This window comes from Streptomyces sp. NPDC045701, assembly GCF_056432045.1.
Genome location: NZ_JBWKJV010000024.1, coordinates 80,908 through 101,464, shown reverse-complemented (window position 1 = coordinate 101,464; position 20,557 = coordinate 80,908). Strand labels below are relative to the sequence as shown.

17 protein-coding genes are annotated in these 20,557 nt (G+C 72.4%); 10 read left to right on the top strand and 7 right to left on the bottom strand.

The window, feature by feature from the left end; translation table 11 throughout:
* Positions 1 to 59: 59 nt before the first annotated feature.
* Both AC07DW_RS23375 and AC07DW_RS23370 read right to left on the bottom strand, forming a co-directional pair.
* The gene (locus tag AC07DW_RS23375) at positions 60 to 1,145 is read right to left on the bottom strand and encodes a recombinase family protein (protein WP_478859616.1); all 1,086 of its coding nucleotides are present in this window, start codon (positions 1,143 to 1,145) and stop codon (positions 60 to 62) included.
* A gap of 254 nt (positions 1,146 to 1,399) precedes the next feature.
* Entirely contained in the window at positions 1,400 to 2,926 is a 1,527-nt protein-coding gene (locus AC07DW_RS23370) for a ricin-type beta-trefoil lectin domain protein (protein WP_478859615.1), read from the bottom strand.
* Positions 2,927 to 3,032: 106 nt separating this feature from the next.
* Here AC07DW_RS23370 and AC07DW_RS23365 point away from each other — a divergent pair, with 106 nt between their 5' ends.
* The 3 genes from AC07DW_RS23365 to AC07DW_RS23355 all read left to right on the top strand — a co-directional run bounded on the left by AC07DW_RS23365 (position 3,033) and on the right by AC07DW_RS23355 (position 7,692).
* Positions 3,033 to 4,433: a class II fumarate hydratase gene (locus tag AC07DW_RS23365; protein WP_478859614.1), complete on the top strand. Its 1,401-nt coding sequence runs from the start codon at positions 3,033 to 3,035 to the stop codon at positions 4,431 to 4,433.
* Between the two features lie 127 nt (positions 4,434 to 4,560).
* The gene (fomD, locus tag AC07DW_RS23360; RefSeq protein ID WP_478859613.1) at positions 4,561 to 5,250 is read left to right on the top strand and encodes a cytidylyl-2-hydroxypropylphosphonate hydrolase; all 690 of its coding nucleotides are present in this window, start codon (positions 4,561 to 4,563) and stop codon (positions 5,248 to 5,250) included.
* 234 nt (positions 5,251 to 5,484) lie between these two features.
* Positions 5,485 to 7,692, top strand: a complete 2,208-nt coding sequence (locus AC07DW_RS23355) for a SpoIIE family protein phosphatase (protein ID WP_478859612.1) — start codon at positions 5,485 to 5,487, stop codon at positions 7,690 to 7,692.
* A 77-nt stretch (positions 7,693 to 7,769) separates the two neighbouring features.
* Here the strand turns inward: AC07DW_RS23355 and AC07DW_RS23350 are convergent, their stop codons facing one another.
* Positions 7,770 to 10,010 carry a transglycosylase domain-containing protein gene (locus AC07DW_RS23350; RefSeq protein WP_478859611.1) on the bottom strand — a complete coding sequence of 747 codons (2,241 nt, stop codon included), beginning with the start codon at positions 10,008 to 10,010 and terminating at the stop codon, positions 7,770 to 7,772.
* A gap of 211 nt (positions 10,011 to 10,221) precedes the next feature.
* Between AC07DW_RS23350 and AC07DW_RS23345 the strand changes: the two genes are divergently transcribed.
* The 5 genes from AC07DW_RS23345 to AC07DW_RS23325 all read left to right on the top strand — a co-directional run bounded on the left by AC07DW_RS23345 (position 10,222) and on the right by AC07DW_RS23325 (position 15,035).
* A complete protein-coding gene (locus AC07DW_RS23345) occupies positions 10,222 to 11,160 on the top strand; it encodes an SPFH domain-containing protein (protein WP_478859610.1) in 939 nt (312 codons plus the stop codon).
* Positions 11,157 to 11,396, top strand: a complete 240-nt coding sequence (locus AC07DW_RS23340) for a type II toxin-antitoxin system antitoxin (protein ID WP_478859609.1) — start codon at positions 11,157 to 11,159, stop codon at positions 11,394 to 11,396. The genes AC07DW_RS23345 and AC07DW_RS23340 overlap by 4 nt, the downstream gene beginning before the upstream one ends.
* Positions 11,397 to 11,509: 113 nt before the next feature.
* Entirely contained in the window at positions 11,510 to 12,043 is a 534-nt protein-coding gene (locus AC07DW_RS23335; protein WP_478859608.1) for a PadR family transcriptional regulator, read from the top strand.
* Positions 12,040 to 12,717, top strand: a complete 678-nt coding sequence (locus AC07DW_RS23330) for an ABC transporter ATP-binding protein (RefSeq protein WP_478859607.1) — start codon at positions 12,040 to 12,042, stop codon at positions 12,715 to 12,717. The genes AC07DW_RS23335 and AC07DW_RS23330 overlap by 4 nt, the downstream gene beginning before the upstream one ends.
* On the top strand, positions 12,714 to 15,035 hold the full coding sequence (locus tag AC07DW_RS23325) for an FtsX-like permease family protein (RefSeq protein ID WP_478859606.1): 2,322 nt from the start codon (positions 12,714 to 12,716) through the stop codon (positions 15,033 to 15,035). Before AC07DW_RS23330 ends, AC07DW_RS23325 begins: the two co-directional genes overlap by 4 nt.
* A gap of 53 nt (positions 15,036 to 15,088) precedes the next feature.
* Here the strand turns inward: AC07DW_RS23325 and AC07DW_RS23320 are convergent, their stop codons facing one another.
* Positions 15,089 to 16,039, bottom strand: a complete 951-nt coding sequence (locus tag AC07DW_RS23320; RefSeq protein ID WP_478859605.1) for a LysR substrate-binding domain-containing protein — start codon at positions 16,037 to 16,039, stop codon at positions 15,089 to 15,091.
* 134 nt (positions 16,040 to 16,173) lie between these two features.
* Here AC07DW_RS23320 and AC07DW_RS23315 point away from each other — a divergent pair, with 134 nt between their 5' ends.
* Positions 16,174 to 16,728 carry a peroxiredoxin gene (locus AC07DW_RS23315; RefSeq protein WP_064068339.1) on the top strand — a complete coding sequence of 185 codons (555 nt, stop codon included), beginning with the start codon at positions 16,174 to 16,176 and terminating at the stop codon, positions 16,726 to 16,728.
* Positions 16,729 to 16,746: 18 nt separating this feature from the next.
* Complete coding sequence (locus tag AC07DW_RS23310) at positions 16,747 to 17,295, top strand: alkyl hydroperoxide reductase (protein WP_478859604.1); 549 nt, start codon at positions 16,747 to 16,749, stop codon at positions 17,293 to 17,295.
* Between the two features lie 101 nt (positions 17,296 to 17,396).
* Here AC07DW_RS23310 and AC07DW_RS23305 read toward each other — a convergent pair whose 3' ends face one another.
* The 3 genes from AC07DW_RS23305 to AC07DW_RS23295 form a co-directional block, all read right to left on the bottom strand.
* Positions 17,397 to 18,116 (bottom strand): hypothetical protein, encoded by a 720-nt coding sequence (locus AC07DW_RS23305; RefSeq protein ID WP_478859603.1) that lies wholly within the window; start codon positions 18,114 to 18,116, stop codon positions 17,397 to 17,399.
* Positions 18,113 to 19,432 (bottom strand): AI-2E family transporter, encoded by a 1,320-nt coding sequence (locus AC07DW_RS23300; RefSeq protein ID WP_478859602.1) that lies wholly within the window; start codon positions 19,430 to 19,432, stop codon positions 18,113 to 18,115. The genes AC07DW_RS23305 and AC07DW_RS23300 overlap by 4 nt, the downstream gene beginning before the upstream one ends.
* Positions 19,433 to 19,550: 118 nt before the next feature.
* A complete protein-coding gene (locus AC07DW_RS23295) occupies positions 19,551 to 20,273 on the bottom strand; it encodes an aggregation-promoting factor C-terminal-like domain-containing protein (protein WP_478859601.1) in 723 nt (240 codons plus the stop codon).
* Positions 20,274 to 20,557: the final 284 nt, after the last annotated feature.

The window sequence follows — 20,557 nt, the reverse complement described above, 5'->3', positions numbered from 1 at the left end:
AGAACCCCCGCCCCTTCACATGGACGAAGAGCGCCGACGAGATCCTCGAACGCCTGGCCTCATATCTTAATCGAATTCCCGGCGCAGGACACTAGGTCATCGCGCCGAATGCGGCCAGGGTTAGGGCACGTTCCGGTATTGACGTTGTTGCAGGCGTAGTAGTGATGCACGCGGCCATTCGGCTTCGTCTTCTTATTGGACGACATCCGGGCGCCGCACCCCTGGCAGGTAGCCACACCGCCGAGCATCGACCGGGAAGGGGTGGACCGCCTAACCGGGCGATCACTCTTGAGCGCGGCCACGAATTCCGACCACTCGGCAAAATTCATCAACGGATCATCAGTGATCCGAACGTTCTCGCCATTCTCGTCTACGACGTTCTCACCCTTGTACGTGTAGATGCCGGCCACCGTGGGATTCATGGCTATGGCACGAATCGCGTTGGCAGTCCAGGCAACGCCCCTCGGATCTTCCCCCTTCACGATTCGAAGATGATCCCGCCAGGTGGGAACGCCACGCTTATTCAGATCAAGCGCGATCTTGTACGACGACCAGTCACCCTTCAGCAGCTCGACAATCTCGCTGAATAGCTCCGCATACTTGGGCTCCTGAACCAGCTTCTTTCCGCCGCCTTCCTGCCGTTCGAAGCGGTACCCGTACGGTTCGACGCCACCGATCCAGACGCCCTTGGCCTTACGAGCGGCCGAGCCAGAGAGAGCGCGGGCGCGGATGGTGTCCAACTCGCCCTCGGCAAAGGCGGCGATGATCTGAGCGAACATCTTGCCCATGGGGGTGGACATGTCGATGCCCTCGGTCACGGACACGATGGACTTCCCGTACTTCTGGCACCACTCGAAGACCTCGGCGAAGTGACCCGCCTTCCTGCTGAGGCGGTCGAGCTTCCAGACGGCCAACACATCCCACTCGTCGGCCCGCTCGTTGAACCAAGGACCGAGTCCTGGTCGCTTGAAGGGGTGCATCGCACCGGACACATCCAGGTCTTCCGCCCAGCCCGCTATGCGACCGTCCACGGCGGGGCCAGCAGTCCAGTGCTCTACGGCCTGCCGCTGCTTCTCGGGACTGGTGGTGTCGTCCTTGAGGATGGACAGGCGGACAGCGCCCAGGACCCTCGGGTGCTTGATCATGGCGGCGATCGTACGGGGGTCCACGCAAGATGAACAAGTCGAACGACTTCTTCCAGGACCCGGCTCCCGCCCCGACGTTCACGTCGATCCCGGTGCGCGGCCCCGGCCTGGCGCAGCTCCGCGCGAGCCCGGTGCGTACGGGCCCGGTCACCGTCGCGGTGGCCGGGCCCGTACGCGTACCGCGCCCCGCGGATCCGGGCGCTCCCCCGCGGACCGGAGGCTGCCCGCGTACCGCGCGCCCGCGGGTACGGGGGTTACGCGAACCGCTGCCGCGCCGTGCCGTCGCAGGGCTGGAGCCGCAGCGGGTCCTTCGCCGCGGCGAGGGTGACGCACAGGGCCGGCGCCGCGGCCGGGCGCAGCGTCGCGCCCTCGCGGACGAACCGCTGGTTGGCCGCGCCCGAGCAGTTCCACAGCACCAGGGCCCTGCCCGCCTGGTAGGCGGCGCCCGGCACGTCCAGGCACCGGTCGTGGGTGAGCGCCGTGTGGACGGAGCCACGGGCCGGGTCGTACCACCAGTCCTGGTTGCGGCCCCCGTGGCAGTCCCAGCCGCCGACCGCCGTGCCGTTGCGGGTGACCGCCCCGGCGACGTCCACGCAGGTGCCGGTGGCCTCGCCGCGCAGCGGGGCGAACCGGTCGTCCCAGGCCCCCGGCAGCAGCACCGGCCTGCCGGTCGACGCGGGGTCGGCGCAGCCGGCCTCGCGCACGTCCGCGGCGTACAGCTGGGTGAGGCAGGAGGCGAAGGCGGCGTGGCCGGCCGCGTTCGGGTGGAAGGACTGCCGGACGGAGTTCTCGTCCGGCAGGCCGGGCTTGGACAGGTCGATGTACAGGCCGCGGGCCCAGGCGTCCTCCATGCAGACCTCGTGCCCGTGGAACAGCCGGGAGTTGTCGAGGTACACGGCGCCGGCGTTCGCCGCCGCGCGACGCATGCCGCGCTCGAAGGCGGGTACGGCGGTGTTGCGGCCCCAGACGGTGTCGGAGTCGTACCCGAGGCCGCCGCAGGCGAGTTTGCCGGGGAAGTTCGGGTTGTCGTGGAAGTCGGGGCCGATGGGGCTGGGGTAGCCCATGACGACGAGCTTGTAGTCGTCGTCGGCGTACCCGGCGTCACGCATCACGGTCCGCAGGTCGCGGATCGTCCCCTCCACCTTGGGTACGAGGGCGTCGACGCGGGCCTGCCAGCCGGGGGCGTACTTCGGCTCGCACGGTCCCTGGAGGGTGAGGTAGCGGGTGACGCAGTCGGTCATCACCGGGCCGAACTGCAGGTCGTCGTTGGCTCCGGCCACCAGCAGCACCATCTTGACGCGGGTGTTGCGGGCCTTGACGGCGAGGTTGTCGCTCTGGACGAGTTCGTCGGCGTACTGCTTGCCGCCGCCGGCGCGGATGTTGGTCGTGGCGGCGCCGGAGCACGAGACGTTGTACGTGACGTCGGCGGGGATGCCGGTGCGGTGGACGGCCGCCTGGGGCGAGCGGTGGCACCAGTTGTCGGGTCCGTTGGTCGGGGGCTCGTACGTGCCGACGCCCTCGCCCGAGATCTCGCTGTCGCCCAGGGAGACCAGTCCGGTCTTCCGCTCGGCGAGCGGCCGTTCGGCGGGACTGCCGTACAGCTTCACGGCCTCGGCGGCGCGGATCGCCTCCAGCTCGGGCGGCAGTGGTACGGATGCGGTGGCGCGGGGGGCGTCCACCGCGGTGGCGGCGGTCGCCTGGCCGAGGGCGGCGGCGAGCGCGGCCGCTGCCGCGACCGTCCATCGGAGCCCGAACCCGGCTCTGCTACCGGTGCGCGTCATTGCGCCTCCTGGAAGTGGGGTTACCCAGGGTTTTTACTGGCCGGTACGGGGCTTGGGAATACGCAGAACAAGACAAGTGCTCAACTTCGCAGGAGGTTTGACGACCATGACGGATGACCCGGACTACCGCGTCGAGCACGACTCCATGGGTGAGGTGCGCGTCCCCGCCCACGCCAAGTGGCGGGCCCAGACCCAGCGGGCGGTGGAGAACTTCCCCGTCTCCGGGCAGCGCCTGGAGCGGGCCCACATCGAGGCCCTGACCCGGATCAAGGCCGCGGCGGCGAAGGTCAACGCGGAGCTGGGCGTCCTTGACCGGGAGGTCGCCGACGCCATCCAGGAGGCCGCCGCCGAGGTCGCCGAGGGCCGCTGGGACGACCACTTCCCCGTCGACGTCTTCCAGACCGGCTCGGGCACGTCGTCCAACATGAACACCAACGAGGTCCTCGCCACCCTCGCCGGCGAGCGCCTCGGCCGCCCGGACGCCGTCCACCCCAACGACCACGTCAACGCGTCCCAGTCGTCCAACGACGTCTTCCCCTCCTCCATCCACATCGCCGCGACCGCCGCCGTCACCCGGGACCTCATCCCCGCCCTCGAACACCTGGCCGCCTCCCTGGGGCGGAAATCAGCCGAATTCGCGGACGTCGTCAAGTCCGGGCGGACACACCTGATGGACGCCACCCCGGTCACCCTCGGCCAGGAGTTCGGCGGTTACGCCGCCCAGGTCCGGTACGGCGTCGAGCGGCTGCGCGCCTCGCTGCCCCGCCTGGCCGAACTGCCGCTGGGCGGCACGGCGGTCGGCACCGGCATCAACACCCCGCCCGGGTTCTCCGCCGCCGTCATCGCCGAGGTCGCCGGAGCGACCGGGCTGCCGCTCACCGAGGCCCGCGACCACTTCGAGGCGCAGGGCGCCCGGGACGGGCTCGTCGAGACGTCCGGGCAGTTGCGGACGATCGCGGTCTCCCTCACCAAGATCTGCAACGACCTGCGCTGGATGGCCTCCGGCCCCCGCACCGGCCTGGCCGAGATCAATCTCCCCGACCTCCAGCCCGGCTCGTCGATCATGCCCGGCAAGGTCAACCCGGTCATCCCGGAGGCCGTGCTCATGGTGGCCGCCCAGGTGACCGGGAACGACGCCACGGTCGCGGCGGCCGGCGCCGCCGGGAACTTCGAGCTGAACGTCATGCTCCCGGTCATCGCCAAGAACCTGCTGGAATCGATCCGGCTCCTCGCCAACGCCGCGCGCCTGCTGGCGGACCGCACGGTCGACGGCATCACCGCCAACGTGGAGCGGGCGCGCGAGTACGCCGAGTCGTCCCCCTCGGTCGTCACCCCGCTCAACAAGTACATCGGTTACGAGGAGGCGGCGAAGGTCGCCAAGAAGTCCCTCGCCGAGCGCAGGACGATCCGCGAGGTCGTCATCGCGTCGGGGTACGTGGAGCGGGGCGACCTGACGCTCCAGCAGCTCGACGAGGCCCTGGACGTCCTGCGGATGACCCGGCCCTGACCTGGTGCTCCATACGCCTCCGAGCCCGCCGGCGGTGATCCGGGGCGCCGCGCGGCCGGAGGCGCACCGTGCGTGCGGGGCGCCGCGGGCCGGGCGAGACGTCACGGCAACGACCTAAGATCTGCGCATGACAGCCGAGACGACGACAGGGAGAGGAACGCGCTGCGGCGGTGCGCGCTGGGCGCCGGGCGCGCGGATCCTGTGGCGCTACCGGGACAACGCGGACGGCCACATCCACATCTGCCGGCCGGTGACCGTCGTCCGGGACACCGACGACGTGCTCGCCGTGTGGATGGCGCCGGGCACCGAGTGCGTCAAACCGGTGCTCGCCGACGGCACCCCCGTCCACGAGGAGCCGCTCGCCACCCGGTACACCGCGCCGCGCACCACCGTGCGCACCCGGTGGGAGGGCGCGGGCGTGCTGAAGCTGGCCCGGCCGGACGAGCCCTGGTCGGTGTGGCTGTTCTGGGAGCGCGGCTGGCGGTTCCGCAGCTGGTACGTCAACCTGGAGGAGCCGCGCACCCGATGGGCGGACGGCGTCGACTCCGAGGACCACTTCCTCGACATCTCGGTGTACCCCGATCGCAGTTGGCTGTGGCGCGACGAGGACGAGTTCGCCCAGGCCCAGCGCAGCGGCCTGATGGGCCCCGCACAGGCCCGGCGGGTACGGGAGGCGGGGCGGGCGGCGGTCGAGGTGATCCGCTCCTGGGGCGCGCCGTTCGCGGACGGCTGGGAGAACTGGCGGCCGAACCCGGGCTGGGCGGTGCCCGAATTGCCCTCGGACTGGGATCGCTCCCCGGCGCGCACGGCTCCGTGAGACCCTTGATGCGCCCCTGGGGTGCAAACGTAGGATCGTCCTCCGCACGTTCGCGGAACAGTAACGACTGAGCAAAGACCAGGAACTGACCGTAAGTCATCCTTGGAGGGGGTGGACCGTGCCTGATCCGTGCCCGGATCCGTCACCCCCTGTCGACGCCGCCCTCAGAGCGGGTATAGCGCCTGACAGAGCGATCGCATCGCACTACCGGCCCGGACGGACGGAATCCCACGCGTGACGGAGCATCCCACCTCCCACGAAGGCCGGCAGCCCCTGGCTGCCCGGCCGCAGGAACGCACCCGGTCGCGGCAGGAGACGCCTCCGTCCCCCGCCGCGCCGCCCGTGCCCGCGCCGCTGTCCGCGCCGCGCGCGGGTGCCGCCCAGGCCCCGGCGACCGCCGCACCGGCCGGGCCGGGCCACACGGGCGGACCGGAGCGCGGCGCGGCGGGGCACGCCGGCGGCGCTGCGGGACACGCGGCCGGCCGCGGGGCCGGACAGGACGGCCACATGCCGGAAGCGGGCGCGGGTCCCGGTGGCGGTACGGGCCCGGGCGGCGCGGGAGCCGAAAACGGTACCGGAGCCGGTGGCGGCTCCCGGACGGGATCCGGCGGCGGTCCGGGGGCCGGGCCCGTCGGCGCGCGCGGCGGTGGGCCGGCCGGCGCGGGCGGGCCGCTGGACGCGCTGCCCGTGCAGGGCGGTCCCGCCGCGGCCGGCGGGGGCAGGGAGCCCGTGGCGGCCACGCGGCGCGAGGGCGACCGGCTGCGGTTCGTGGGCGCCGCCACGCGGCGGATCGCCCGCGGCATCGACCTGGACGAGATCGTGCTCGGCCTGTGCCGGGCCACCGTGCCGACCTTCTCCGACGCGATCCTCGTCTACCTCCGCGACCCGCTCCCGGTCGGCGACGAGCGCCCCGTCGACCCGTTCGTCCTGCGCCTGCGCCGTACCGACAGGCTGCGTTTAACCGACGACGAGACCGACCTCGGCCTGTCGGCGGCCGACCCGGAGACCGACCTCGACCTCGGCCCGGCGGCCGAGCTGTGCGAGGTCCAGGCGGGCGGCGCCCTCGCCGAGGTCCTCCGTGGCGTACGCCCGGTCTTCGGCGACTCGGCGGCCGCCCGCGCCGCGCTGCCCGAACTGCTCGGCGACGGGCGCTCCGTACCGTCCGGGCACCGGGCGATCCTCGCGCCGCTGCGAGGCCGCCGCCGGGTGATCGGCGCGGCCGTCTTCCTGCGCCGCCCGGACCGGCCGCCGTTCGAGCCGAACGACCTGCTGGTCGCCGCCCAGCTGGCGACGCACACGGCGCTCGGCATCGACAAGGCGGTGCTGTACGGACGCGAGGCGTACATCGCCGACGAGCTCCAGCGCACCATGCTGCCGGAGAACCTGCCGCAGCCGACCGGCGTGAAGCTGGCCTCCCGCTACCTCCCGGCGGCCGAGACGGCCCGGGTGGGCGGCGACTGGTACGACGCTATCCCGCTGCCCGGCAGCCGGGTCGCCCTGGTCGTGGGCGACGTCATGGGCCACTCCATGACGTCCGCCGCGATCATGGGCCAGCTGCGCACCACCGCGCAGACCCTCGCCGGACTCGACCTGCCGCCGCAGGAAGTGCTGCACCACCTCGACGAGCAGGCCCAGCGGCTCGGCGAGAACCGCATGGCGACCTGCCTGTACGCGGTGTACGACCCGGTCGCGCACCGCATCACGATCGCCAACGCCGGTCACCCGCCGCCGATACTGCTCCACCTGGGCGGCCGGGCGGAGGTGCTGCGCGTCCCGCCGGGCGCGCCGATCGGCGTGGGCGGCGTGGACTTCGAGGCGGTGGAGCTGGACGCCCCCGCCGGGGCGACCCTGCTGCTCTACACCGACGGGCTCGTCGAGTCGCGGCTGCGCGACGTGTGGACGGGGATAGAGCAACTGCGCGAGCGGCTGGCCGCCACCGCCCAGTTGACCGGCCCGGACCACTCGCCGCCGCTGGAGGCGCTCTGCGACGACGTCCTGGACATGCTCGGGCCGGGCGACCGGGACGACGACATCGCGCTGCTCGCCGCCCGCTTCGACGGGATCGCGCCGAGCGACGTCGCCTACTGGTTCCTGGAGCCGGAGGAGCAGGCGCCCGGCCGGGCCCGGCGCCTGGCCCGGCGGGCCCTGGCCCGCTGGGACCTGGAGGACCTGGCGGACAGCGTCGAGCTGCTGGTCAGCGAGGTGGTCACCAACGCGGTGCGGTACGCGGAGCGGCCGGTGACGCTGCGGCTGCTGCGCACGGACGTGCTGCGCTGCGAGGTCGGTGACGACTCGCCGCAGCTGCCGCGCCAGCGGCGGGCCCGGGACACCGACGAGGGCGGGCGCGGCCTGTTCCTGGTGAACCGGCTGGCCCGGCGGTGGGGGGCGACCCGGCTGTCGACCGGCAAGGTGGTCTGGTTCGAGCTGCCGACGCGGATCTGAGGCGCGTCCGCGCGTGATGTGACGGTGGCCGGGCCCCTGGTGCGGGGCCCGGCCACCGTCGTCGTACCGGGGTCACGTCACGGCTGGGGCGGCTTCTGGTCGCCGGGGCCGCCGGGGTCGCCGTCGCCGGGGTCCCCGGTCGGGTCGCCGTCGCCGCCGGAGGTGGTGCCGGTGGTGTCGCCGTCGTCGTCGGTCGGGGTGCCGGTCGGTGTGCCGGTCGGAGTCGGGACCGTCGGCGTGCGCGTCGGGGTGGACGGCGTACGCGTCGGGGTCGGCTCCTCGGTGGGCGACTCGGTCTCCGTCGGCTCCTCGGTGGGCGACTCGGTCTCCGTCGGCTCCTCGGTGGGCGAGGCCGTCGGGCCGGACCGGGGCGGGGCCGTCTCGGCGACGTCCAGGTCGAACCGGGCGTCGGAGCCGCCGTCGAGGGCGGCCAGCGTGTAGTCGGCCCAGATGCGGGCGGGGAAGCCGCCGCCGTTCGCGCGGCCGGAGCCGGCGGTGCCGGTCAGGGTGACCTGCCGGCCCTTGTCGGCGTCCTCGCCGAACAGGGCGACGACGGTGGTCAGTTCGGGCGTGTACCCGGCGAACCAGGCCGACTTGTTGTTCTCCGACGTGCCGGTCTTGCCGGCCGCCTGGTACGCGGAGGTGCTGGCCTCGTGGCCGGAGCCGTTGCGCACGACCCCGGTCAGGGCGGCGGTGACGGTGTCGGCGCTCTCGCGGCTGATGACCCGGCCGCCGACCGGGGGCTCGGTGCGCTCGAAGGTCCGGTCCTTGTGCTCGGCGGACTTGACGATCGTCGGGGTGACCTTCTTGCCGTGGTTGTCGAGGGTGGCGTACACCCCGGCCATGTCCCAGGTCGAGGCGCCCATGGTGCCGAGGGACATCGCGGGCTGTTCGACGAAGCCGTCACTGTCCTTCATGCCGAGGGCGAGGGCGGTCTTCTTCACCTCGGCGGGCTCGGCGTCCACGATCATCTGGGCGAAGACCGAGTTGATGGACTTGTTCATCGCCTCCTGCACGGTGACCGGGCCGTAGCTGCGGTCGTCCTCGTTCTGCGGGGCGAACGGCGTCTCGCTGCCCTCGACGGGGCGGCGGCTGGTGCCGTCGTAGATCGTGCCGAGCCCTATCTCGTCGCCGTTCTGCGTCTCGGCGCCGTTCTCCAGGGCGGAGGCGAAGACGAGCGGCTTGAAGGTGGAGGCGGGCTGGTAGTCGCGGCGGGTGGCGTTGGACATCCAGTGCTCGGTGGCGCCGACGCCGCCGTACAGCGCGACGACCTTGCCGGTTCTGGGGTCGACGGAGGTGGCGCCGGCCTGGACGGTGGCGTCGACCGCGTCGTCCTCGCGGTCGAGGCGGGACTCCAGCTGCTCGTCGACCGCCTCGACGAGCTCCTTCTGCCGCTTCTCGTCGATGTTGAGCGTGATGGTCCAGCCGCCGGCGTCGATGTCCTTCTCGCTGATGCCCTGGTCGACGAGCTCCTGCTTGGCGGCCGAGACGAGGTAACCGGTCTGGCCCTCCATGCCGGGTGCGGCCTTGGGCTTCTGCGGCACCTGGAACTTCTGCTGCGCGCGAGCGGAGCGGCCGAGCCAGCCCTCCTCGACCATGTTGTCCAGGACGTAGTTCCAGCGCTCGGTGGCCAGCTTGCGGCCGGTGTCGCTCGCGATGGCCCAGTCGTACTGGTTGGGCGCCTGGAGGAGCGCGGCGAGGTAGGCGCCCTGGGACACGGTCAGCTTCTCGGCGTCGACGCCGTAGTAGGCCTGCGCGGCGGCCTGGACGCCGTACGCGCCGCGGCCGTAGTAGCTGGTGTTCATGTACCCGGCGAGGATGTCGTCCTTGTCCATGCGCTGGTCGACCTTCAGGGAGATGACCAGCTCCTTGAGCTTGCGGCTGACCGTCTGGTCCTGGTCCAGGTAGTAGTTCTTGACGTACTGCTGGGTGATGGTGGAGCCGCCCTGCTTGCCCTTGCCCTGGAGGGTGTTGAGCAGGCCGCGGGCGGTGCCCACGAAGTCGACCCCGGAGTCCTGGTAGAAGGTCTTGTTCTCGGCGGCGACGAACGCCTTCTCCACCTCGTCCGGGATCTTGTCGAGGCCCACGATCTCGCGGTTGACCTCCCCGGTACGGGCCAGGATCTTGCCGTTGCTGTACCGGTAGACGTTGCTCTGCATCGTCGCCTGGGCGTTGGCCGAGGGCACCGCGACGAGCAGGTACACGACGTAGAACGCGCCCAGCGCGAGCAGGCAGAGCCCGAAGAAGGTGCCCAGCAGTCTCTTCCAGGTGAAGAAGCGGCGTATGCCCGCGCCTTCGGTCTTGGCCCCTCGACCCATCGCTCCGTCGCTCCGCTCTGCTCATCTGCGAATCAGCTCAGCAAACTAACACCACGGGTAGCGACAAAGCTCAACGGATCCGGTCTTTTCCGGACGTGACAATGAGCACCCGTGTCACTGGAACCGACTCCTCAGAGGTGCGGAGGGTTGCGACGCACGATAAAGTGATATCACTTTGCTAGACAGTCCGGACGAGGAAACGGGGGCCACCATGACCACGAACGACCGCGCCGCACTGGCGGGGGACCTGCCCGAGATGCCCGAGCCGCGCGTACGCGAGTTCGCCGCGCGCAGCATCGGAGGCGGGCTCGCCCTGCTGCTCGGCCTCACCGGCCTGGCGGCCGGCGTCTGCCTCGTGGTGGCGGGCGCGGCCGCCGGCCCGACGGGCGTGAAGGTGACCCTGATCGCCGTCGGCGTGCTGGTCGCGTTCGGCTCCTTCCTCGCGATGTGCGGGCTGAACATGGTGGCGCCGGGCGAGGCGCGCGTGGTGCAGCTCTTCGGCCGGTACCGGGGGACGATCCGTGACGACGGGCTGCGCTGGGTCAACCCGTTCACCTCGCGGGTGAAGATCTCCACGCGGGTGCGCAACCACGAGACGGCCGTCCTGAAGGTCAACGACGCGTACGGCAACCCGATCGAGCTCGCCGCCGTGGTCGTGTGGAAGGTCGAGGACACCGCGCAGGCCATGTTCGAGGTCGACGACTTCCTGGAGTTCGTCTCCACGCAGACGGAGGCGGCCGTGCGCCACATCGCGATCGAGTACCCGTACGACGCGCACGACGAGGACGGGCTGTCCCTGCGGGGCAACGCCGAGGAGATCACCGAGAAGCTGGCCGTCGAGCTCCACGCGCGCGTGGAGGCGGCGGGCGTCCGCATCATCGAGTCGCGGTTCACCCACCTCGCGTACGCCCCGGAGATCGCCTCCGCGATGCTCCAGCGCCAGCAGGCCGGCGCCGTGGTCGCGGCCCGGCGGCAGATCGTGGACGGCGCGGTCGGCATGGTCGAGGCGGCGCTGGAGCGCCTGGAGGAGCGGGACATCGTCGAGCTCGATCCGGAGCGGAAGGCGGCGATGGTCTCCAACCTGATGGTGGTGCTCTGCGGCGACCGGGCGGCGCAGCCGGTGCTGAACACGGGCACGCTGTACCAGTGACGCCCGAGGAACGCCGCCACCGCAAGCAGGTGCTGCTGCGGCTCGACCCGGGGGTGTACGAGGCGCTGGCGCGCTGGGCGGCGGACGAGCTGCGCAGCGCGAACTCCCAGATCGAGTTCCTGCTGCGCAAGGCGCTCTCGGACGCGGGCCGCCTCCCGTCCGCCCCCGCGCCCCTCCCCCGCCGCGGCCGCCCCCCGAAGGCGCCGCCGGCCACGCCGCCCACGACGCCGGAGTGACAGGCCCCGGCTCCCCGCCCCGCACCCGGAGCGGGGAGCCGGGGCCCTGTCGCGAGAGGCGGACCCCCGCCGCTATACGTCGGGTGTATACGTCAGCTGTACAGTCCTGTCCCATGTCCATCGGCCACACCCTCCTCGGGCTCCTGGAGTCCGGCCCCCGGCACGGTTACGACCTCAAGCGCGCCTTCGACGAGAAGTTCGGCCACGACCGGCCGCTGCACTACGGCCAGGTCTACTCGACCATGTCGCGGCTGCTGAAGAACGGGCTCGTCGAGGTCGAGGGGATCGAACCCGGCGAGGGGCCCGAACGCAAGCGGTACGCGATCACCGAGGCGGGCGTCACCGACGTCGAGCGGTGGCTGGCACAGGCCGAGAAGCCCGAGCCGTACCTCCGGTCGACGCTCTACACCAAGGTCGTCCTGGCCCTGCTCACCGGCCGCAGCGCCGCCGAGCTGCTCGACACACAGCGCGCCGAGCACCTGCGGCTGATGCGGGAGCTGACCCGCCGCAAGCAGGACGGCGACCTCGCCGACCAGCTGATCTGCGACCACGCCCTGTTCCACCTGGAGGCCGACCTCCGCTGGCTGGAGCTGACCGCCGCCCGGCTCGGGCAGCTCGCCGAGGCGGTCGGCGGGACCGCCCGGTGACCGCGCTGCTGCGTGCCGAGGGAATCGGCAAGAGCTACGGGCCGACACCGGCGCTGGTGGACGTCGACCTCTCCTTGCGGGCCGGCGAGGTCGTCGCCGTCATGGGCCCCTCCGGGTCCGGCAAGTCGACGCTGCTGCACTGCCTGGCCGGGATCGTCCGGCCGGACACGGGGACCGTCACGTACGACGGCCGCGACCTGACCGCCATGTCCGACGCCGGGCGCAGCGCGTTGCGCCGGGGCGACTTCGGGTTCGTGTTCCAGTTCGGGCAGCTCGTCCCCGAGCTGACCTGCGTCGAGAACGTGGCCCTGCCGCTGCGCCTGGCCGGCGAGCGCCGCGGGCCCGCCGAGCGCAGGGCCATGGAGTGGCTGGAGCGCCTGGAGGCCGCGGGCGTCGGCGCCCGGCGCCCCGCCGAGGTGTCCGGCGGCCAGGCCCAGCGCGTCGCGGTGGCCCGCGCGCTCGTCACCTCGCCGCGCGTGGTGTTCGCCGACGAGCCGACCGGCGCGCTCGACTCGCTCAACGGCGAGCAGGTGATGCGGCTCCTCGGCGACGCCGCCCGCGACACCGGAGCCGCGGTCGTCCTGGTCACCCACGAGGCCCGCGTCGCCGCGTACTCGGACCGCGAGGTCGTCGTACGCGACGGACGGATACGCGACCTGACGGGCGCCCCGTGATCCGTGACCTCCTCCTCGGCGCCCGGTTCGCCGTCAGCGGCGGCCGGCCCGGCTGGACGCGCACCCTGCTGACCGCCTTCGGGGTGGGCGCCGGCGTGGCGCTGCTGCTGATCGCCGCGTCCGTCCCGAACATCCTCGACGGCCGCGACACCCGCCACCAGGGCCGCGACCTGACGGCCGGCGAGTCCGGCGCGCCCCGCTCCGACCGCTCCTTCCTGTACGCGGCCACCGACACGCTGTTCCACGGCCGGCCGGTGCGGGGGATGCTGCTGCGCCCCGACGGCGCGCACGCCCCCGCCCCGCCCGGGGTGGCCGCGGTGCCGGGACCCGGCGAGATGGTCGTCTCCCCGGCCCTGCGCCGCCTGCTCGCCTCGCCCGAGGGCGCGCTGCTCAAGGGGCGCCTGCCGTACGAGGACGCCGGCCGGATCGGCGACGCGGGGCTGGTCGGCCCGGCGGAGCCGGCCTACTACGCGTACGGCGCCCACCTCACCGACACCACCGCCGACGGCCGCGCCGACGGGTACGGCCACAACGTCGGGGCCGACCGGCCCTCCAGCGCCTTCCTGCTGCTGTTGATCGTGGTGGCGTGCGTGGTGCTGCTGCTGCCGGTGCTCGTCTTCGTCGCCACCGCCGCCCGCTTCGGCGGCGAGCAGCGCGACCGGAGGCTGGCCACGCTGCGCCTGGTCGGCGCGGACATCGCCATGGCCCGCCGGATCGCCGCCGGGGAGACGCTGGCCGGCGCCGTGCTGGGGCTGCTGGCCAGCGCCGGGCTCTTCGCCCTGGCGCGGCGGTTCGCGGGCCGGGTGACGGTGTGGGACGTCAACGCCTTCGCTGCCGACGTGACACCGGCGCCCGCGCTCGCCGCGCTGGTCGCGGTGGTGGTGCCGGTGTGCGCCGTGATGGTGACGCTGGTGGCGCTGCGCGGTGTGGCGATCGAGCCGCTGGGGGTGGTACGGGGGACGGCGCCCAGGCCGCGCCGGGTGTGGTGGCGGCTGCTGCTGGTGGCCGCCGGACCGGCGCTGCTGTGGGTGGCGGGGCCGGTCACCTTCGTGGAGACCACGGTGGACGCGGTACCCGTCGCGGCGGGTGCCCTGCTGGCGCTTACCGGGGTGACGACGCTCCTGCCGTGGCTGATCGAGCGGGTGGTCCGGTCGCTGCGGGGCGGTCCGGTGGCGTGGCAGCTGGCCGTCCGCAGACTCCAGCTGAGCAGTGGAACGGCGGCCAGGACGGTCAGCGGCATCGTGGTGGCGGCGGCCGGGGCGATCGCGCTCCAGATGCTGTTCGGAGCCGTACAGAGCGACTTCATGCGGCCGACGAACCTGGAGACGGCGCGGGCTCAGCTGAGCCTGCGGGACCGGGCCAGCGGCGCCGGCGCGGCGCGCGAGCTGATCCGGGAGTTGTCGGCCGCCCCCGGCGTCACGGGGGTGGCCGCCGGGCTGGAGGCGTCCGTACGGCGGCCGGGGCCGGCACGCGCCGGTGAGGACTTCGTCCCGGCCACCTCGCTCACGGTCGCCGACTGCCCCTCGCTGCGGGAACTGGCCCGCCTGCCCTCGTGCCGGGACGGTGACGTGTTCATCGCGCGGACGTCCGACGGCGACGGCCCCGACGACGCCTACCTGGCCGAGACGGCTCGGCCAGGCGCCCGGGTCGACCTGCGCGACGAGCGGGCGTCCCCGCTGCTGTGGCGCATCCCCGCGGACGCCCGCACGGTGCGGGGGCGGACGGACCCGATGGGCTGGTCGGCGTTCGGCGTCCTCGCCACGCCGGCGGCGATCGACGCCGCGACGCTGGACGATCCCGCCCTGACGGCCTGGGTCCGCCTGGACCCGGCCGTGCCGGACGCCGAGGAGCACGCCCGCAACGCCGCCGCCCGGTTCAGCCCCACCGTGCGGGTGGACGCCCTGCGCGACATGGAGCGGGACCAGCGCTTCACCAGCGTCGGGCGGGGCGTGTTCGCCGCCGCGACGCTCACCATGGCGCTGGTCGCCGTGTCCCTGCTGGTGTCGACGGTGGAGCAGCTGCGTGACCGCCGGCGCCCGCTGTCGGTGCTGGTCGCCTTCGGTACGCGGCGCTCGACCCTGGCCTGGTCGGTCCTGTGGCAGACGGCCGTCCCGGTGGTGCTGGGCGTGGTCCTGGCGGTCGGCGGCGGGCTGGGCCTCGGCGCGCTGCTGCTGCGGCTGATCGGCAAGGGCGTCTCCGACTGGTGGGCGTTCCTGCCGGTGGTGGGGGTGGGCGCGGGGCTGATCCTGGCGGTGACCCTGCTGAGCCTGCCTCCGCTGTGGCGCCTGATGCGCCCGGACGGCCTGCGCACCGAGTGACGGGACCAGGGCGCCGGGGCTCGACCGCGCGGCGCGGGACCCGGCGCCCGGCCTCAGGTGCCGGGCGCGACGACCCGGACGGGCAGGGCCCGCATCGCCTCGCGCAGGGCGCCCGCCAGCTCGCCGAACTCGGCCTGGCGGGCGGTGCCCGTGCGCATGGCCAGCGCGACGCGCCGGGAGGGGGCCGGGTCGGCGAACCGGCCCGTCACCAGGTGGTCGGTGCGCCCGGTCTCCACGGTGACGGCGGTGCGCGGGAGCAGGGTGACCCCGAGGCCCCCCGCGACGAGCTGGACCAGCGTCGAGAGCCCGGCCGCCGTGGTGGTGACCGCGGCGCCGTCCTCGCGCCCCGCCTCGCGGCAGATGTCGAGCGCCTGGTCGCGCAGGCAGTGCCCCTCGTCCAGCAGCAGCAGCCGCAGCTCGCGCAGCGCGTCGCGCGGGATGTCGGTGCGCCCGGCCAGCCAGTGGTCCTCGGGTGTGACCAGCACGAAGTCCTCCTCGAACAGGGGCAGTTCGGTGACGCCCGGCACCCCCAGCGGCACGGCGAGCAGCAGCAGGTCGAGCCGCCCGGCGGCCAGCCCCTCCAGCAGCGACGAGGTCTGCTCCTCGTGGACCTGGAGGTCCAGCTCCGGATACCGCTCGTGGACGAGCCGCAGCACGGTCGGCAGCAGGTAGGGCGCGACGGTCGGGATGACGCCGAGCCGCAGCACGCCGGTGAACGGCGCGTGTGCCGCCTCCGCCTCCTCCATCAGCTCGCCGACCGCGTCCAGCACCGCCCTGGCGCGTACCGCGAGCCGCTCCCCCGCGGGTGAGAGCAGCACCTTGCGTGTCGTACGCTCCAGCAGCTGGACACCGAGTGCCTCTTCGAGAGCCGAAACCGCGCCCGAAAGGGCGGGCTGACTCATGCCGATGGCGGCTGCCGCGTCCCGGAAGTGCAGGTGCTCCGCCACCGCGACGAACGCTCTGAGCTGGGCCAAGCTGGGCTGCTTGCCCTTGTGTACGGACACCACTGATAACCACCTTCGATCAACCCGACCCAGTCTAGCTATTTCACTGATCAATGCACGCCGTGCCATGCTGGGGCTCCGTCCAACCCCCACGGAAGACCTCAAAAGGGACTTCCCAGCTCGAAGGAGAGCGTGTGCTCACTGTCGGTGACCAGTTCCCCACGTACGACCTGACCGCCTGTGTGTCGCTGGAGAGCGGCAAGGAGTTCGCGCAGATCGACCACAAGGCCTACGAGGGCAAGTGGCGCGTGGTGTTCTTCTGGCCGAAGGACTTCACCTTCGTCTGCCCCACCGAGATCGCCGCCTTCGGCAAGCTGAACGACGAGTTCGCCGACCGTGACGCCCAGATCCTCGGCGTCTCCGGTGACTCCGAGTTCGTGCACCACGCCTGGCGCAAGGACCACGCCGACCTGCGTGACCTGCCCTTCCCGATGCTCGCCGACTCGAAGCACGAGCTGATGCGCGACTGCGGCGTCGAGGGCGAGGACGGCTTCGCGCAGCGCGCCGTCTTCATCGTCGACCCGAACAACGAGATCCAGTTCTGCATGGTGACCGCCGGCTCCGTCGGCCGTAACCCCAAGGAGGTCCTGCGGGTGCTGGACGCCCTGCAGACCGACGAGCTGTGCCCGTGCAACTGGAGCAAGGGCGAGGACACCCTCGACCCGGTCAAGCTCCTGTCCGGCGAGTGACGAGGCGACTGATCTGACATGGCTCTCGACGAACTGAAGTCCGCCGTACCGGACTACGCCAAGGACCTGAAGCTGAACCTCGGCTCGGTCATCGGCAACAGCCCGCTCCCCCAGCAGCAGCTGTGGGGCACGGTCCTGGCCTGCGCGATCGCCTCGCGCTCGCCGAAGGTCCTGCGCGAGCTGGAGCCGGAGGCCAAGGCCAACCTCTCGCCCGAGTCGTACCAGGCGGCCAAGTCCGCCGCCGCCATCATGGCGATGAACAACGTCTTCTACCGGACGCGTCACCTGCTCTCCGACCCGGAGTACGGGACGATGCGCGCCGGTCTGCGGATGAACGTCATCGGCAACCCGGGCGTGGAGAAGGTCGACTTCGAGCTGTGGTCGCTCGCCGTCTCCGCCATCAACGGCTGCGGCATGTGCCTGGACTCCCACGAGCAGGTGCTGCGCAAGGCCGGCGTGGACCGCGACACGATCCAGGAGGCGTTCAAGATCGCCTCGGTGATCCAGGCGGTCGGCGCGACGCTCGACGCCGAGGCCGTCCTCTCCGAGGCCGTGCTCGCCGAGTAGTCCTCCGCGTCCCCGGACGTACGAAGGGGCTCACCGACACATCGTGCCGGTGGGCCCCTTTCGGCGTACCTGGGCGTACTTCGGCGTGCCCGGGGGCGCGCTCAGCGCCGGAGTTCGGCCATCAGCGCCTTCATGTCCCCGACCATGAGGTCCTTGACGCCGGGCAGGGCGGAGGCGTCGGGCGGTGTCGGGCGGTCCGGGTCGTACGCCACCTGCACGCTGAGGAACAGCGACAGCACGGCCTGCCCGTCCAGCACCTTCAGCGCCGCGAAGCCCTCGTCGTCCTGGGCGAAGAACGCCTGCTCGCCCAGGCCCGGGACGGGCTTCCAGTCCCAGTCGTCCCAGACGCCGATGGTCTCGGCCGGCTCGAACTCGGGCCCCGGGTCGGTCTTCTTGTGCAGGTCGTACGACACGTCGGCGCTGTACGCCGGCTCGGCACCCCCGAAGGACACCGAGCAGCTGGCCTGGTCCAGCGCCTCGTGGCTCTCCCGCATGTCCTGCGTGGCCTCGCCGGGCTCGCCGAACTCGCCGCCCAGGGCGGTCAGCTTCGCGTCCGCGCACAGGTCGTCGCTGGCGCGGTAGCCGCCCAGGTCGGGCCCCTTGGCCTGGTACGCGTAGAGCCCGCCCGCCCAGAGCGCGGACGCCACCAGCGCGCCGCCGAGCGCCCACAGCCACGGGCGCGAAGAGAAGCGGCGTCCGCCGTCCGGATCCGCAGTCGGCTCGGCCGGGTCGGCTCCGCCGGGCGGCCGGTCCCCGGAGGGCGCCCCGTACGGCGGGGGTATCGGCCCGTCGTCGCCCACGAGTTCCGGCTCGGATATCACTCGTCCCCCTTGGTGGGCTCCGAGGGCGGGAGCGCCGGCACCGCCGCGGAGTCGGTCGCCCCGTGCGCCGGTGCGGCCCGCAACGCCTGCTCCTGGCTGTACGCCCGCAGGAAGCCGACGACCGTGTTCGTGACGGCGACCAGCGGTACGGCCACCACGGCACCGCCGATGCCGGCGACCAGACCGCCCGAGGCGACGGCCAGCACGACCGCCAGCGGATGCACCCGCACCGCCCGCCCCAGGATGAACGGCTGGAGGACGTGGCCCTCGATCTGCTGCACCGCGAGCACCACCAGCAGCACCATCAGCGCGGTGAACACGCCCTGGGTGACGAGGGCGACGATGACCGCCAGCGCGCCCGAGACGACCGCGCCGACCAGCGGGATGAAGGAGAACAGGAAGATGAAGACGCCCAGCGGCACGGCCAGCGGCACATCGAGGAAGTAGATGCCGAGGCCGATGAAGATGGCGTCGATCAGCGCGACGATCACCGTGCCGCGCACGTAGGCGGTGAGGGTGCGCCAGGCGCGCGGGCCCGCGCCCGCGACTCCGGGACGGGCCTGGGCCGGGACCAGCTTCAGCCACCAGGTCCACACCTTCTTGCCGTCGTACAGCAGGAAGAGCGTGGAGAACATGGTCAGCAGGATGCCGGTGAGGATCTCCACCATGACGGTCACGCCCTGGAGACCGGCGGTGGTGATCTCCTCGGTGTTCGTCCCGATGGTGTCGCTGAGGTTCTTGGCGATGTCGTTGATCTGCTGCTCGGTGACGTGGAACGGGCTGTCCAGCAGCCATGCCTTCAGCTCGTCGATGCCGTCCCTGACCCGGTCGGAGATGTCGCCCAGGTTGTCCGTCACCTGCCAGACGACGAACCAGCCGACCAGCCCCATGATGACGAAGCCGGTGATGGCGGTGAGGGCGGTGGCGAGCCCGCGCGGCAGACCCAGCCCCCGCAGCCGGGCCACGGTGGGCTGGAGCAGGGCGGTGATCAGCAGCGCGGCCACGAAGGCCAGGACCACCAGCTGCACTTCGCTGATGACCTTCATCAGCACCCACAGGGTGCCCGCGAGCACCAGCAGCCGCCAGCCCGCCTCGGCCGCGACGCGCATGCCCCAGGGGATGGCCGCCACGGGATCGGGCCGCGCGGCGACGGCGGGAGCGTACGTGGGGGGCGCGGGCACGCTCTCCGGTACGACGGCGGAGTCCCCGCCGGGCTCGTCCCCGGACTCGCTCGCGGCTCGGCGCTCTTCCAACCGCTGTCCCATCCGGGTCAGGCCGGCGCCCACTCGGCCGATCCACCCTGGCACTTTCGACATGACCTTCTCTCTTCCCCCCACTCCCCCCGGGAGTCACGGTCCCGACGGTACACGCACCGAGCCCCTCACCGTAGGACGGTGAGGGGCTGCGGGACGTTGGGCCGGGGGCGTGCCGCCCCTAGTACCAGTGGTTGGCCTGCCAGAAGCTCCACGCGCCGCACGGGCTGCCGTAGCGCTCGTTCATGTAGTTCAGGCCCCACTTGATCTGGGTGGCCGGGTTGGTCCGCCAGTCGGCGCCGGCCGACGACATCTTGGAACCCGGGAGTGCCTGGACCAGGCCGTAGGCACCGGACGAGGCGTTCGTCGCACGGTAGTTCCAGCTGGACTCGTGGTCCACGATGTTGCTGAAGCACTGGAACTGGTCGCCCGGGATCATCTGGCGGGCCATCGCCTGGACCTCGGAGACGCTGTACGAGGACTGCGCGGCGAAGCTGGTGGCGCTGCGGACCTCGTCGCGGCTGGCGCGCTCCTCGGCCTCGCGCTCCTTGCGCTCCTTCTCGGCCTTCTCCGCCGCCGCCTTCTCGGCCTCCGCGTCGGCGGCGGCCTTCTTGGCCTCCGCGTCCTTGGCGGCCTGGATGCGCGCGGCTTCCTCGGCGGACTTCTGCGCTGCCGAGTCGGCGGCGGCGGCCTGGGCCTCCGCCTGCTGCGTCAGCGACGAGACCTGTACCTGGGCCTGCTCGCCGACGGGGATGTCGGCCAGGAGTGTCGTGTTGGCGGCGGCCGCCTCGAAGTTGTCGTTCGAGGGCTGGGCGTTGCCCGAGGCAACACCGACGACGGCGCCGACAGTGGTGACCGCAGTGGCCGAAGCCACCGCGAATCCCCGGACCGAGATCCGGCTCACACGGTTTCCTTCCAGCATCGTCCGCTTGGGTGACCTTCGCGGGCGAAAATCTTGCCCCTGACGCTGGTCCCCCCACTGCTGGGTCACGGGGGACACGGGCCCGGTGGGCAACTCCCCTGCGGGAGAGCCGCGTGGTGCTGCGGGCGGCATACGGCGAACGACTGTTGAGTTGTGTCACATCGGTGACAGGTGTGCCGTATGCGGGGCCTGACGGAAGCAAGACTCTGCCCGAAGGCGACACCGCAAGGCAATTATTCGTTGCGTGTGAAAGCTCACACCCCGCC